This window comes from Streptomyces sp. NPDC053432 (assembly GCF_055585365.1).
In genome coordinates this window covers 32,688-46,229 of record NZ_JBVJKF010000029.1, presented here as the reverse complement: position 1 = coordinate 46,229, position 13,542 = coordinate 32,688, and the positions used below count along the sequence as shown (strand labels likewise).

The 13,542-nt window shown below is 72.2% G+C and carries 15 protein-coding genes and 1 pseudogene; 5 read left to right on the top strand and 11 right to left on the bottom strand.

Translation table 11 applies throughout. The annotated features are described in order from the left end of the window. The first annotated feature begins 21 nt into the window (after positions 1-21). The 5 genes and pseudogenes from ACZ6Y1_RS33605 to ACZ6Y1_RS33585 all read left to right on the top strand — a co-directional run. A complete protein-coding gene (locus tag ACZ6Y1_RS33605) occupies positions 22-612 on the top strand; it encodes a hypothetical protein (protein WP_469638922.1) in 591 nt (196 codons plus the stop codon). Then, positions 609-1,244 carry a DUF6875 domain-containing protein gene (locus tag ACZ6Y1_RS33600; protein ID WP_469638919.1) on the top strand — a complete coding sequence of 212 codons (636 nt, stop codon included), beginning with the start codon at positions 609-611 and terminating at the stop codon, positions 1,242-1,244. Before ACZ6Y1_RS33605 ends, ACZ6Y1_RS33600 begins: the two co-directional genes overlap by 4 nt. Before the next feature lie 454 nt (positions 1,245-1,698). Then, positions 1,699-1,875, top strand: coding sequence for a hypothetical protein (locus ACZ6Y1_RS33595; protein ID WP_469638916.1), 177 nt, complete (start codon positions 1,699-1,701; stop codon positions 1,873-1,875). A gap of 11 nt (positions 1,876-1,886) precedes the next feature. Continuing rightward, positions 1,887-2,942 carry a helix-turn-helix domain-containing protein gene (locus ACZ6Y1_RS33590; protein ID WP_469638913.1) on the top strand — a complete coding sequence of 352 codons (1,056 nt, stop codon included), beginning with the start codon at positions 1,887-1,889 and terminating at the stop codon, positions 2,940-2,942. A 168-nt stretch (positions 2,943-3,110) separates the two neighbouring features. Next, positions 3,111-3,524 (top strand): annotated as a pseudogene (locus ACZ6Y1_RS33585) (Uma2 family endonuclease); the annotation flags it as partial. On the opposite strand, the gene ACZ6Y1_RS33580 reads toward ACZ6Y1_RS33585, so the two are convergent. The 11 genes from ACZ6Y1_RS33580 to ACZ6Y1_RS33530 all read right to left on the bottom strand — a co-directional run bounded on the left by ACZ6Y1_RS33580 (position 3,521) and on the right by ACZ6Y1_RS33530 (position 13,499). Then, entirely contained in the window at positions 3,521-4,378 is an 858-nt protein-coding gene (locus ACZ6Y1_RS33580; RefSeq protein WP_469638911.1) for an alpha/beta hydrolase, read from the bottom strand. The pseudogene ACZ6Y1_RS33585 and the gene ACZ6Y1_RS33580 sit on opposite strands and share 4 nt — an antisense overlap. After that, positions 4,375-5,097 (bottom strand): beta/alpha barrel domain-containing protein, encoded by a 723-nt coding sequence (locus ACZ6Y1_RS33575; protein ID WP_469638909.1) that lies wholly within the window; start codon positions 5,095-5,097, stop codon positions 4,375-4,377. Before ACZ6Y1_RS33575 ends, ACZ6Y1_RS33580 begins: the two co-directional genes overlap by 4 nt. Beyond that, positions 5,094-5,849, bottom strand: a complete 756-nt coding sequence (locus ACZ6Y1_RS33570) for a phosphoribosylanthranilate isomerase (protein ID WP_469638906.1) — start codon at positions 5,847-5,849, stop codon at positions 5,094-5,096. The genes ACZ6Y1_RS33575 and ACZ6Y1_RS33570 overlap by 4 nt, the downstream gene beginning before the upstream one ends. Beyond that, on the bottom strand, positions 5,846-6,991 hold the full coding sequence (locus tag ACZ6Y1_RS33565; RefSeq protein WP_469638903.1) for an acyl-CoA dehydrogenase family protein: 1,146 nt from the start codon (positions 6,989-6,991) through the stop codon (positions 5,846-5,848). The genes ACZ6Y1_RS33570 and ACZ6Y1_RS33565 overlap by 4 nt, the downstream gene beginning before the upstream one ends. Positions 6,992-7,072: 81 nt before the next feature. Next, entirely contained in the window at positions 7,073-7,447 is a 375-nt protein-coding gene (locus tag ACZ6Y1_RS33560; RefSeq protein WP_384578522.1) for an ectoine synthase, read from the bottom strand. Between the two features lie 75 nt (positions 7,448-7,522). Beyond that, positions 7,523-8,398, bottom strand: a complete 876-nt coding sequence (trpA, locus tag ACZ6Y1_RS33555; RefSeq protein ID WP_469638899.1) for a tryptophan synthase subunit alpha — start codon at positions 8,396-8,398, stop codon at positions 7,523-7,525. Further along, the gene (locus ACZ6Y1_RS33550; RefSeq protein WP_469638896.1) at positions 8,391-9,533 is read right to left on the bottom strand and encodes a hypothetical protein; all 1,143 of its coding nucleotides are present in this window, start codon (positions 9,531-9,533) and stop codon (positions 8,391-8,393) included. Before ACZ6Y1_RS33550 ends, trpA begins: the two co-directional genes overlap by 8 nt. Before the next feature lie 54 nt (positions 9,534-9,587). Beyond that, positions 9,588-9,845 (bottom strand): phosphopantetheine-binding protein, encoded by a 258-nt coding sequence (locus tag ACZ6Y1_RS33545; protein ID WP_469638893.1) that lies wholly within the window; start codon positions 9,843-9,845, stop codon positions 9,588-9,590. 11 nt (positions 9,846-9,856) lie between these two features. Beyond that, positions 9,857-11,395, bottom strand: a complete 1,539-nt coding sequence (locus ACZ6Y1_RS33540; RefSeq protein WP_469638891.1) for an AMP-binding protein — start codon at positions 11,393-11,395, stop codon at positions 9,857-9,859. After that, positions 11,392-12,249 (bottom strand): MaoC/PaaZ C-terminal domain-containing protein, encoded by an 858-nt coding sequence (locus ACZ6Y1_RS33535; protein ID WP_469638888.1) that lies wholly within the window; start codon positions 12,247-12,249, stop codon positions 11,392-11,394. The genes ACZ6Y1_RS33540 and ACZ6Y1_RS33535 overlap by 4 nt, the downstream gene beginning before the upstream one ends. Beyond that, positions 12,246-13,499 (bottom strand): beta-ketoacyl-[acyl-carrier-protein] synthase family protein, encoded by a 1,254-nt coding sequence (locus ACZ6Y1_RS33530; RefSeq protein WP_469638885.1) that lies wholly within the window; start codon positions 13,497-13,499, stop codon positions 12,246-12,248. The genes ACZ6Y1_RS33535 and ACZ6Y1_RS33530 overlap by 4 nt, the downstream gene beginning before the upstream one ends. Positions 13,500-13,542 lie beyond the last annotated feature (43 nt).

The following is a 13,542-nucleotide window of genomic DNA, read 5'->3' as shown; positions in this document are numbered from 1 at the left end:
CCCATCCCACAGGAGGCCAACTTGTCCCCGACCACCGCACCGTCCCTGACCCGGTCCCGGATCACCCACCTCTCCGCCCTCCTCGCGACCACCTTCCACGAGGACGCGATGACCCGCTGGATCATCCCCGACGAGCGGCTGCGAGCCGAGCTCCTCCCCGGGTTCTTCCGCGTGTTCGTCGAGCTCTCCGCCTCGTACGACGCGGTGCTCACCACCCCGGACGGCGACGCCGTCCTCCTCTTCCTGCCCCCCGGTGCCGAGCCCGACGACGCGGCCCTGGACGCCGCATTCTCCCTGGCCCTCGGCGAACACGCGGACGCCCTGCGCACCATCTCCCGACTCCAGGCGCAACACCACCCCCACGACCCGCCGCACTACTACGTCTCCTTCGGCGCGGTCCGCGCCGGCCGCCAGCAGGGCGGCCTGATGACCGGCCTCCTGGGCGAAGTCATAGCCCGCGCCGACACCGAACACGTACCCGTCTACGCGGAAGCCAGCTCGCCCGGCGGCGAGGCCGCCTGCCGCCGCCTCGGCTTCGACCGCCTGGGCGATGACATCACGCTCCCCTCGAACGGCCCCGCACTCCGACCGATGTGGAGGAACCCCCGATGAGGGGCGACGACCTGATCCAGACCTGGACCGCGGGCGAGATCGCCCGCGGCGAGGTACCGGCCGACGCCATCGGCCCGCTGCTCCAAGTCCTCATGTGGAGCCGGGACTTCCTGGTCTCCAGCCACCCCGAACTGGGCCGCTCCGGCCCCGTCTGCCCCTACACCCAGCCCTCGCTCCGAAAGGAGCTCTTCCACCTCGCCCTCCCCTCCCCGGACTGCGAGGACCTCAGCCAGGCGGTCGACTCCCTCCGCACCCGCCACGCGACCCTCTCCGAGCCCCTCTCCCCGGAAGACCGCGAGCTCCTCACAATCCTCCTGGTCCTCCCGGCCTTCGACCCAACAGACTCGATCGAACTCGACGAACTCCAACGCAAGGCAAAGGACGAGTTCGTCGCGGAAGGCCTGATGATCGGCCAGTTCCACCCGGTGTGCGAGGAGCCGGGCCTCTACAACGAGTCCTTCCGCCCCCTCCGCGCCCCGCTCCCCCTCCTGGCGGTCCGCAAGCTCCTGGTCTTCGACCTCCCGTTCCTGGTCGGCGACGACTCCCACATGGACCACTACCTCCAGCGCTTCGCCCCGGAAATCCCGTCCCGCATCCGAGACCAACTGGTGAGCCGCGTGGTGGCGGCCTGATCCTTCACGCACAGAAGACGGCGGGTCCGGGGCGCACGTGCCCCGGACCCGCCGTCTTCGCGGTGGTTGGGCGCGCTCGCGGCAACGAGGGGCGCCCGGTCATGCATGCGGCTTACCGTCCGGACCAGGACAACAGCCGTATCCAGAAGCTGAGCATCCAAGTAGTCCGCTTGTTGCGGCAGGGGCAACCACGACCTCGGACGGATTTGGACGCTTCTGGACAACGAAGCCCTGACCAGGACGTCAGCACATGTTGTCCGGCGCGGCCCGGACGGACTCGGACAACCCCAGGCGTTGCCGAGCGACGGCAACGCCTCCAACGCCGTACGCATCCGGAAAACCACTGCGCCGGAACATCTGGTTCGCCCTGCGACCGCCGTGGCAGGGTGATCGTGCGGCCCGGGCGGCAACCCGTGACGCACCCTCAACATCCGTCCGGACCAAGGACCTTCACATGAACAACACGTTCTGCATCGGCCTGCCCAACGGCGGCTCCATCACCCTCCCGGCCGTCCTCCCGGTGGGCGTCATCGTGATCCTGCTGGTCGTTCTCGGCTACGACCTGTCGGCGGCGGTCGCGGCGCTCATCGCCCTGGGTACCGCCACCCGCGAACTGACCCGCACCCGCTGAGGGGCCGCCGCATGGCACGGCCCGAGAAGCCGATCGCCCCCGACGCGCCGTACGCGGCGTTCGCCCGGCGACTGCGGGCGCTGCGCAGGGATTCCGGCAACCCCACCTACCGTGCGATGGCCGCGCGCGTCGGGCACCGTTGCTCGGTGTCCACACTCGCGGCCGCCGCGGCAGGTGACACACTGCCCAGTCTGGACGTCACCCTGGCCTACGCCGAGGCATGCAAGGCGGACCCACAGCACTGGACCGAGCTGTGGTACCTCGCCGGGCACCAGAACACGCCGTGGGACGGCGAGCTCTGGTCCGTCACACCGCCGCGCCCCGAGCCCGCCGCTCACCCGGCCGAGTACGTCGCCCGCCTGCGCGAGCTGCGCCTGTGGGCAGGCTCGCCCTCACTCACCCGGCTCGCCCGGCTGACGGGCGTTTCCCGCAGCTGCCTCGCGGACGCGCACAGCCCGCATCGCACCAGTCTGCCGACCGCGGGGGCGGTCACGGCGCTGGTGCGGGGCTGCCTGACGCATGCGCAGGAAACCCGCGGCTGGATGGTGAGGCGCGGGATCTCCGCAGCGGATCCCGCCCTGGCGGAGCTGGACTGGCTGCGTGTCTGGCACCGGCTGCTCGCACAGGAGAGGAACCGGATCCCACCGGCGCCACCCCGAGCACCCGACTCGGCGGACCCATCCGCTCCACCGGGCCCGCGGCCCGTCCAGCAGCCACACCCTCGCGACGCCTACCTCCCCGAGCCACGGCGCGCCCTGGCCCAGGCTCTCCGCCAGCTGTTCTCGTTCATTAAGATCCCCCTGCGCGAGTACGCGCACACGCACTACTGCGATGCAAGCACCGTCTCCCGATACCTCAACGGCGACCGCATCCCGCCCAGGCAGTTCGTCGTGGAACTCCTCCAGTACGTGGCGAGGGACTTCGACGTGGCGCCGTCGCACACCGACGAGGTGCTGGCGCTCCACACCGCCGCTCTCCGCTCGTCGGATTCCCCGCACCACCGGATCGCCCACCTGGAGGAGCAACTCCGCGAGGCCCAAGCACTGCTCGCATCCCTGGGCCACTGACCGACGCCGGGGATCACACCGGTTCGTCGACGAGTGCACGTCAGCCACGATCGTCCGCTACGCCGACTGGTGGGAGGAGAACGCGGTCCGTGCTCCAGACCGCTGCCTCCCCCGTCCCGCGGGGGAGGCAGCACCGCGTTCGGCCCCTCGACCCCGAGCGCGCAAATCGAGGCCATCCGCGATCAGGTCGAGGCGCGAGCCAAGGAACTGGGCTGTGCCACCGGGGCCGGCAACATCGGTCTCCCGGGGTCCCCCAACTGGTATGTGCCCGACATCGCCGTGGTCCCGAGAAATCTGGCGAAGGGCAGTAGTGCCCTCCTGCCGACCGACGCGCTGCCCGTCGTCGAGGTGACCTCTCCTTCGAACGCCGACACCGACCGGGTGGTGAAGCGTCGTCGATACGCAGAGTACGGTGCCCCGCTCTACCTCCTCGTGGACCTGATCGAGCAGAGCGTGACGCTTTTTGCCGAGCCCGGGCCGTTGGGCTATACCCGTACCGAAGGGCCGCACCCCTTCGGTACGGCCCTTCGGCTGCCCGCGCCGTTCGGGATCGAGCTCGACACCCCCGAGCTCCAGCTCTAGGCGCCCGCCGGCGGCAGGCATTCCTCCAGGAACATCAGCACCCGCAGGTGGTACGCCGGCGCCGCGTGGCCGAGGCTGATGTTGTGACCCGCCGCCGGGAGGTGTTCCAGGGCCACCCTCGGCGACGAGGTGAGGCGGGCGGCCATCGCCGTCAGGACGGTGGGGTCCAGGTCCCACCAGGCCTCGTATTCGGCGAAGGTGAGGCGGACGGGGACGCGCACGCGGTCCGCCAGGTCCTCGTACTGGCCGGGCCAGCGCAGGGTTTCGGCCGACTCCCGCGGCGGGGTCGGGGAGAGGAGGGCGCGGCTGGCCTGGAAGGTGCCGCGCGGGTAGAGGGGCAGCGGGCCCCAGTTCAGTTTGGTGGCGCCGCCGCCGAGGGTGGACGGGAAGTGCAGGGCCTCGGGGTTGTAGCGGTAGCCGACGCCCGAGGCGTCCAGGCCCAGCAGCGGAACGCCGCCGTCCGTGGCCGCCGTGTGGAGCGCCACTTTGCCGCCGTCCGAGTGGCCCAGGAGGAAGACTCCGGCGCCGATGTCGTGGCCGGCGGCGTGTTCCTTGAGCGCCGCGTGGAGGGTCTCCGCCTGGGCGGCCAGGCCCTGGCCCTCCGGCAGCAGGTTCGCCGAGTCGCCGTAACCCGGCCGGTCGACCGCCAGCACCGCGTGGCCCAGGCTGGTGGCGAGGGGGATGAAGGAGTTCCAGTACGCCGCCCGCATGCCCCGGCCGTGGATGGCCAGGATCGTCGAGCGGGGGGCTGCGTCCGCGGCCGCCGCGCCTTCCGGCAGCGCAAGGATCGCCGACAGCGGGATGCCCGCCGCGTTCAGGGTGTAGGGGCGTACTCCGCCCAACAGTGTGGTCATCGGACCGCCAGCTCCTTCCGCGCCGCCGCCATCGCGTCCACCCAGGCCGTCGGGGACCCGGTGCGCAGCAGCGAGGTGCCGACCAGGAGGCCGCCGAAGCCGGCGTCGAGGAGTTCGGCGGCGTTCGCCGGACCCTCGATGCCGCTGGCGCTGACGGGGCAGGCGGTGCCGATCGCGCGGAGCGCCGGGAGCAGGTCCAGGGAGCGGCCGAGGTCGCCGGCGCCGCGCTCGCGCGTCTTGATGTCCTTGTTGTTGACCGCGATCACGCACTCCTCGGGGTGGTGGACCGCTTCGAGTTCGGATTCCTCGGTGACCTCCACGAAGGGGGTGAGGCCGGTCAGCAGGCATTCCGTGACCAGCGTGCGCATGCTCGACGCGGGCAGCAGGGCCGCCGTCAGCAGCACCGCGGAGGCGCCGAGCTCCTTGGCCGTACGGATCTGGTCCTTCCTGGTGATGAAGTCCTTCTGGAGGAGCGGGAGGTCGGTCAGTGCCGCCACGTCCCGCAGCAGGGCGGGCGAGCCGCCGAACCAGCGGCCCGTCACCACGGAGATGCAGGGCGCGCCCGCGAGTTCGTACGACCCCACGATCGCGGCCGGGGTTCTGCCGCCGACCAGGTCGTAGCCGTGCGCGTCGCGCCGCTTCACCTCCATCACGACTGGGGTGGGGGAGGCCTGGAGGGCCTCGAGAAAAGGGAAGCCGGTCCGGTTCTGCTTCGTCATCGCGAAAGCTCCAGTCGAGGGTCGTCGGTGATGTGCGAGACAGGGGGGACGGGGGAGTCGGTGCGCCAGGCACGGGCGAGGGCGGCGATCTCCGGGACGCCGAAGCGGCCGGTCGTCAGGTCGCGCGCCGCGGTGTCCACGTCGATGCCGCGGAATCCGGGGTGCTGCACGACCTCCTCGTAGGCGGCCCGGTTGGCCGGGGACAGGCCGCCGGCCAGCAGGAACGGCCTGGTCAGCCGGGGCAGCAGGGCGGTGAGGCGGGCCGGGTCGAGGGTGCGTCCGGTGCTGCCGATCCGGCCGTCCCCGGTGGCGGTGTCGAGGAGGAAGAGGTCGGTGCCGGCCCGTTCGTACGCGCCGATCAGCGGGCGTTCCACGCAGCCGCCGCGCTCCTCGACGTGCAGCACCTTGACGATGCCGGTCTCGGCGGGCAGTTGCTCGCGCAGGGCCCGTACGACGGCCGGCGGCTGGTACGCGTGGAGCTGGACCCAGCCGGCCCCGGTGCGCCGGACGAGCCCGGCGATCTCACGGGGGTCGGCCAGGAAGGTCACCAGGACCGGGAGGAGCCCGGCCGAGCGGGCCGCCGCCGCGAGGGCGGCGAACCCGTCCTGGTCCAGTTCCGACGGGCCGCCGGGTACGCCGTGCCAGAGCCCGACGCAGTCCGCCCCGGCGGCCGCCGCCGCTTCGATGTCCTGCGGGACCGTGGCCCCGCAGACCTTCAGCAGCGTCTGGGACAGCGGGCGTGCGGTGGTCACTTGCCCAGTCCCAGCGTGGAGGCGATGCGGTTGTACTGGATCTCGTTGGAGCCGGAGTAGATGGTGCCTCCGACGGCGTTGCGCACTTCCTGCTCGAGGCCGAACTCCGACATGTAGCCGTGGCCGCCGAAGATCTGCACGGCGCTGATGCTGCCGGCCAGGTTGGCCTCGCTGGTGACGAGCTTGGCGATGGCGAGGTCCTGGGTGACGTTCTCGCCCGCCTGCAGCCGCTCGCCCGTGTCGTAGAGCCACTTGCGGGCGGTCTCCAGCTGGATCTTCATGTCGACGATCTTGTTGGCGATCGTCTGGTACGAACCGATCGCCTTTCCGAACGACTTACGCGTCTTCGCGTATTCGACACACCGCTCCAGCCGGTGCTGCATCTCGCCCACGTTGACGATGAAGGAGAAGAGGATCTCCCGCTTCATCACGTAGTCCATGACCATGAAGCCGCCGCCGACCCGGCCGAGCACCGCGCTCCTGGGCACCCGTACGTCGTCGAAGAACAGCTCGCTGATCGGCGAGGTCCTCAGACCCATCTTCTTGATGGGCTTTCCGGTGGTGATCCCCGGCGTGTTGCGGTCCACCAGGAACGCCGTCGTTCCGAGCGGCCCGCCGTCCGGGTGGGTCCGGGCGTAGACCACGACCAGGTCCGCGACCGGTCCGTTGCTGACGAAGACCTTGCTGCCGTTGATGACGAAGTCGTCCCCGTCACGGACGGCCCGGGTGGCCATCGCCATGGCGTCGGATCCGCCCTCGGCCTCGGTGATGGCGTGGGCGCCGATCGCCTCGCCCGAGCAGATCAGGGGCAGGTAGCGCTCCTTCTGCTCGACGGTGCCGAACTTCTGGAGCGGGATTCCGGTGGAGCAGATGGACGTGGTGACCGAGAAGCTGAGGCCCGCGTCGCGGTTGTACTCGCCGAGCCCCTCCAGCACGTACATGGTGGTGAGGATCGACTGCCCGAGGCCTCCGAAGTCCTCGTCGAAGGGCAGTGAGAGGATCCCGGTCTTCTGGACGAGCTTCCACTTGTCCTCCGAGAAGGCGGACTGCTCGTCGAGCTCGATGTGGTCTGCGCTGAGTGCGTCTCCCCACCGCTCCAGGCTGTCGCGCAGCTCGGCCTGGTCGGCGTTCCAACGGATCACGACGGACCCCTTTGTTTCGGTGGCGGTGCTTCGGATGAGTGGCGCTCCGGACGGGCGCCGGTGCGCCTGACGCCTGGCGCCTCAGTAGGCGGAGGAGGTGTGGGCGTCGAGGCTGTGCACCTCGTCGCCGCGCAGGGCCGGCGAGAAGACGCAGACCAGGCGCAGGTCCTCGTGCGGGCTGGCGACGAGGTAGTGCGCGTCGTGCTGGTCGAGGGCGTACATCCGGCCCGGGACGATCTCGTGCGAGGTGCCGTCGAGCTCGATGACCTCGCCGGAGCCCTCGATGCAGTAGCAGGCCTCCAGGTGGTTGACGTACTCCAGGCGGGACTTGGTGCCGGCCAGGACGAGGGTGTCGGTGAGCGAGTAGCCCAGCCCGTCGGAGGCGAGGAGGAAGCGGCGGCTGAGGCCGTTGCCCCACTCGACGGTCTTCACGGACTCGATGTCGCGAACGATCATGACGGTCTCCCGGTGTGATGGTGGTGCGCGGATTCGGATGAGGGGTGGAGCCTTCTTCTGGTGGATCGGTACTGGTCAGGCGGTGCGGTGCGGTTCGTCGGGCAGGACCGAGCGGACGAACTCGCGGAAGGCCTCGGTCACATCGCGACCGGCCTCCTGCGCCCGCTCCACGGCTGCCACCGCGGCGGAGCCGATGATCGCGGCGTCGGCGCCGGCCGCGCCGACCGCCTCGACGTCCTGCCGTGTGCTGACCCCGAAGCCGACGGCGATCGGGGAGTCGGTGTGCGCCCGGAGAGCGGTGACCGTCCGCGCCAGGGCGGCATGGCCTTCGGCGGGTGCGGTCCCGCTGCGTCCGTAGTGGGCGACGAGGTAGAGGTACGCCGAGGCGTGCGCGGCGGCCAGCGCCTGCGTCCCGGGGTCGCTCTTGGCGTAGCAGGTGGTGACGACGGGGAGGCCCGCCGCCGCGGCGGACTCCAGGTGTTCGGCGCGCAGCCTGGGCGGCAGCGCGTGCACGAGCAGTCCGTCCGCTCCGGCCGCCGCGATCTCGCGGGTGGTGGCGGCCAGGTCCCGGTGCTTGAGGGAGTGGCTCCAGTCGGCCAGCAGGGCGATCCGCAGGTGCGACAGGTGCGGCCGTACGTCCGAGACGAAGGCGAGTACGTCGTCCAGTCCGGCCCCGCCGCGGTCCAGGGCCCGGCGCGCCGAGCGCCGGACGACCGGGCCGTCGGTGACCGAGTCGGGGAACGGGACGGCCAGTTCCAGGCAGTCCACGCCCTCCTCGTCGAGCATGAGGACCAGGTCCCGCAGGACCGGCAGGGGCGGGTCGCCCGCGTTGAGGAACAGCGCCAGTCCGGGCACCCCGCCGGGGGTGCGGCGGGCGAAGAAGGGAGCGGGGGCGGGTGCGGTCGCCGCGGTCGGGGCCGCGGGGGTCCCCGCCGTCGTGAGGCTAGACACTGGCCACCGCCAGGGTGCGCGGAGCCGTGGCCGGGGCCTTGACGGGGGCCTTGGCCGGGTCCTCGGCCGAAGCCGTGGCCGAAGCCGTCGCCGGAGCCGTCGCCGAAGCCGTCGCCGGTGCCTTCGCCGCGGCCGCGAGGCGCTGCGCCAGGTCGTGGGCGGCGCCGGAGCGGATGGCCTCCTCGGCCAGCGAGACCGCGGAGGACCAGTCCCGGCGGTTGCCGGCGGCGACCACCAGGGCGGCCGCGCCGAGGCAGACCGTACGGGTGGCCACCCGGCCCGCCGCCCCGGAGAGGACGGAGAGGAAGTGGTCGACGGCCCCGGCCGGGTCGCCGGCGGGTCGCAGGTCTCCGAAGGAGCCGTCGCCGGGGGTGAGTTCGCCCGGCCGGATGACCCGGGCCGGGGAGCGGTCCCCGTGGATGGTGTTGGTGGCGAAGGGGAGCAGTTCGTCCGCGCCGGTGTCGTTGGTGGTGAGCCAGATGCGGCGGGTCGTGGTGGTCGCGGCGAGCTCCCGCAGGGTGTCGATCGGTGCGGCGGCCGAGACCCCGGTGACCTGGGCGGTCACCGGCAGGTCGGCGAGGAAGGGGCCCAGGGCGTTCAGGAACCGGCCGAAGGGCTTCATGCTGGTCGGGGCCACCGTCCGGGCCAGCCGGGTCAGCTGCGCCGGGTAGACGAACGGCCCGGCGAAGGCGATCCCGAAGGCGTCGAGGGTGTCCTCGGTCTGGGCGTACGAGGAGGTGAGACGGACTCCGAGCCGTTCCAGCAGGTCGACGGAGCCGAGCGAGCTGGTGTAGGCCCGGGAGCCGGTTTTGACGACCTTGACCCCTGCGGCCGCGGCGACGAACGCCGAGGCGGTGGAGATGTTGAAGGTCTTGGGGCCGCCGCCGGTGCCGACGACGTTCACGGTGCCCTCCCAGGGGGTGGTCACCGTGGCCGCCGGCCGGCGCTCGGCGAGCGAGTCCAGCAGGTGGCGCAGGGTCTGGTGGTCGGGGAGCCGGCTGGTCAGGGAGGCCAGCAGGGCGAGGACCTCGGCCTTGTCGAGGCCGCCCGCGCCCAGCTGGTCCCACCAGGACCGCCAGGTCTCGCGGCCGACCGGAGCCTTCTGCTCCAGCAGGCCGGTGAGTGCGTCGTGCACGGTCGTCTCCGTCTCGTCTCCGTCGTGGCCGTCGGGGTGCCGTGGGTGGTTGGCCTAGGCGGCGGCCGTGCTGCGGGCCTGGCTGATGAAGGTGTCGATGGCCGCGACGCTGCGGAAGTTGTTGGGGTCCAGGTCCTCGTCGCCGATGGCGAGCTCGAAGCGGTCCTCGACCCAGGCGATCAGCTTGAGGACGCCCAGGCTGTCGATGACCCCGTCGTTGAGGAGGTCGTGCTCGACGGCGAGTTCGGAGGCCGGGGTGCCCGGGAGGAACTCGGTGATGACGAAGTTCTTGATGGTGTCGACGTTGCTCATGACGGATTCCTTCAGGCGAGAGGTGAAGCGACGGGTGTGGTGGTCAGGCTCAGCTGGTCGAGCCGGTCGAGCGCCTTGCGGTCGACCTTTCCGGTGGCCGTCTTCGGCAACGGCACGTCGGTGAGGGTGAGCTGGTGGGGCACGGCGGCCCTGGGCAGGTGCCGGGCGCAGTGCGTTCGCAGTTGCAGGCCGGTCAGGGTGGATCCGGGGGCCCGCTGGACTCCGGCGACGAGCCGCTTGCCGGCGATCGGGTCGGGCAGGGCGGCGACACCCGCTTCCAGGACCTCGGGGTGTTCCTGCAGGACCCGTTCGATCTCGGCGGTGTTGACGGCGACCCCGCGGACCTTGACCTGGAAGTCGGTGCGGCCGGTCAGGTGCAGGGTGCCGGCCGCGTCGCGCCGTACGAGGTCGCCGGTGCGGAACCAGCGGCGGTCGTCGAGGCCGAGGGGGTGGCCGGTGAACTTGTCGGCGTGCCGGGTCCGGTCGAGGTAGCCGCGGGTCTGGAAGGGCGTGGAGACGAACAGCTCTCCGCTGCCGGGCCCTTCGACGGGGGCGAGGGTGTCGGGGTCGAGGACGAGGGTGTGCACGCCCGGCAGCGGGCGGCCGATGGGGACGGGCGGGAAGGAGGTCGTCGAGGTGTCGACCTCGTGGATGAAGCTGTCGTTGGTCTCGGTGCAGCCGTAGATGTTGTGGATGCGGGCCTCGGGGAAGAGGGCGGGCAGGGCGGCGAAGGTGCGGTCGGGGATGGCGTCCCCGGTGAACATCACGTGTTCGACGCCGGGGAAGGTGTCGCCGGTCTTGGCGGCGGCGTCCTGGAGGAGCCCGAAGGCCATCGGGACGGCCTGCACCACGTGCACTCCGTGGCGCCGGACCAGGTCGCTGAGGTGGCGGCCGTGGGCGGCCAGTGCCGGGTCGACGAGGACCACGCGTCCGCCGCGGGCCAGGGTGGTCCAGACGTCGAGCAGGCAGAGGTCGAAGTTGAGGGGGGCGTAGTTGAGGACGGTCCGGTCGGGGCCGATCCCGAAGGCGTTGCCCGCCCACCGGGTGAAGCGGTCCACGGCGTCCAGGGTGATCGGGACGATCTTCGGGAGGCTGGTGGAGCCGGAGGTGGTGAGCATGAAGGCCGTGTCGGCGGCCTCGTCGGCGGGCAGCGGCTGGGCGGCGACGTCCGGGTTGGGTGCGACCCGGGCGGTCTCGCCGCCGGGGGCGAGGACGTGGGCGCAGCCGGCCTGGGCGAAGAGATCGGCGAGCAGGGTGTCGGCGAGGGCGGGGGACGGGAGCAGCAGCGGCCGGCGCGAGAGCAGGCACCCGAGGACGAGGGCCACGGTGGCGGGGGACTTGTCGGCGAGGACGCCGACCGGTACTCCGGGGGCGAGTGCGAGCCGGGCGAGCCGGTCCCGCTCCTGGCCCGCCAGCTCGTACAGCTCGCGGTAGGTGGTCTCGGCCCCGTTGAAGACGAGGGCGGTGGCGTGCGGCCGGTCGCGGACCTGGGTCAGGAAGCCGCCCAGGAGGCCGAGTTCGACAGCGGGGGCCGTCGGGATTCCGGTCACGGCGCCTCACCCGCCTCCGCTGCGGCCGGCCGGTCGAACTCGATCCAGCCGCTCTTGACGGCGGCGCCCTTGGGCGTCTTGCAGGTGAAGCGGACGACGCGGGCCTCGGCGTCGGGCTGGAGGGTGATCTCCAGCGGGATGCCGGGCGGCACGGGGGCCGAGAAGCGGCAGCCGAGGCCGCGCACCTTGGCGGAGTCGCCGTCCGCGAAGCGGTCGACCGCCTCCTCCACGGCGAGGGCGACGACGCTCATGCCGTGCGCGATGACGGTGTCGAAGCCGGCCCCGCGGGCCGCCTCCTCGTCGAGGTGGATGGGGTTCAGGTCGCCGGAGGCGTGGGCGTACGTGCTGATCCAGTCGGTGGTCAGCTCGTGCACCGCGGTCTGCGGCTCGCCCGCCCCGAGCGGGGCGGGGGCGGCGGGGCCGCCGGCGATGTCACCGAAGGGCTCCAGCAGGGTGGCGCCGACCAGCAGGGCGGAGATGACGAGTTCAGCGAAGGGTTCCGGGCCGTCCTCTCCGATGAGCCGGACCCGCAGCGCGATCCGGGCGCCGCGCGGCTCCTTGCGTATGCCGAGCACGTCCAGGCGTACGGTCACCTCCTCGCCGGGCCGGACCGGGCGCAGGGTGCGGATGTCCTGGCCGAGGTGGACCACGGACACCGGGCCCGGCTCGGCCTCGGTCAGTGCGGCGACGGTCTGCTCGGCCACGGTGTGGGCGAGGACGAAGGTGTGGACCGGCGAGGCCTGGCCGGGGCGGCCGGTGGTCAGCCCGCGCCGGGCCGCGCCGCGGTAGTCGGTGATCTGGGGCTCGGTGACGGTGAGCGTACGGACCGGGGAGGGCAGCGACAGGAGCGTCATACCGGCGTCACCACCACGGAGGAGTTGTGGCCGCCGAACCCGAAGGAGTTCGTGATCGCGGGTCCCGGGGGCACGGCGCGGGGCGTGCCGTGCACGACGTCGATGTCCATTCCTGGCTCCAGCTGTTCGTGGTTGGCGGTGGGCGGCACCTCGCAGTGCCGCATGGCCTGCACGGTGGCGATGAGTTCGACGGCCCCGGCGGCGCCGATGAGGTGGCCGATGACCGACTTCGGTGCGGTGACGGGCGGCTGTGAGCTGCCGAACACCTTCCGCAGGGCCGCCGCCTCGGACCGGTCGTTGTGCGGGGTCGAGGTGCCGTGCGCGTTGACGTGCACGATGTCTTCGGGGGCGAGGCCGGCGTCGGCGATGGCGCCCGACATGGCGTCCGCGGCGCCGGCGCCGTCGGGCAGCGGCATCGCGAGGTGGTGGGCGTCGGCCGTCGCCGCGTACCCGGCGACCAGTCCGTACGTCTTCGCGCCGCGGGCCAGCGCGTCGTCGAGCCGTTCCAGTACGACGAACCCCGCGCCCTCCCCCATCACGAAGCCGTCGCGGTCCTTGTCGAAGGGGCGCGAGGCGTGCTCCGGGTCGTCGTTGCGGAAGGAGACCGCGTTGAGGTTCCCGAAGCCGGCCAGCGTGACCGGGGTGAGCGTGTGCTCGGCGCCGCCGGCGATGACGAGGTCGGCGCGGCCCGTCTGCAGGAGCATCAGGGCGTGTCCGATGGCGTCGGCGCCGCTGGCGCAGGTGTTGGCGACGGTGAGGGCGGGGCCGGTCCAGCCGAGCCGGATGGCGATGTGCGCGGCGGCCGCGTTGGGCATCGTCATCAGCGGCATCAGGGGGTTGACCCTGCCCGGGCCGCCTTCGGTGAAGTGGGCGGACTCCAGGTCGCTGGTGGCGCGCCCGCCGACGGCGTTGCCGACGACGATGGCGGTGCGGCCGGCGTCCGCGGTGGGCGATCCGGCGTCGCGGTGGGCGGCGAGGGCCGCGGCCGTTCCGTAGTGGGCGAAGGGGTCCATCCGGCGGGCTTCCTTGGCCGGGACGAGTCCGGCGAGGCCGTCGAGGCCGCGGACCCGGCAGCCGATCTTCACCCGGTGGCGGCTGAGGTCGAAGTGGGTGAGCTCGGCGGCGGTGGACCGGCCGGCCCGCAGCGTCTGCCACAGCTCGTCCGGGGTGCACCCGCCGGGGGTGACCACGCCCATGCCGGTGATGGCTACGGGCGGCCGCGCCGAACTGCCCCTGGACGGTCCAGGCATTGTCTGCTCCCTAAAGGGTGTGAACGGTCGTCGTCGTGAGGGC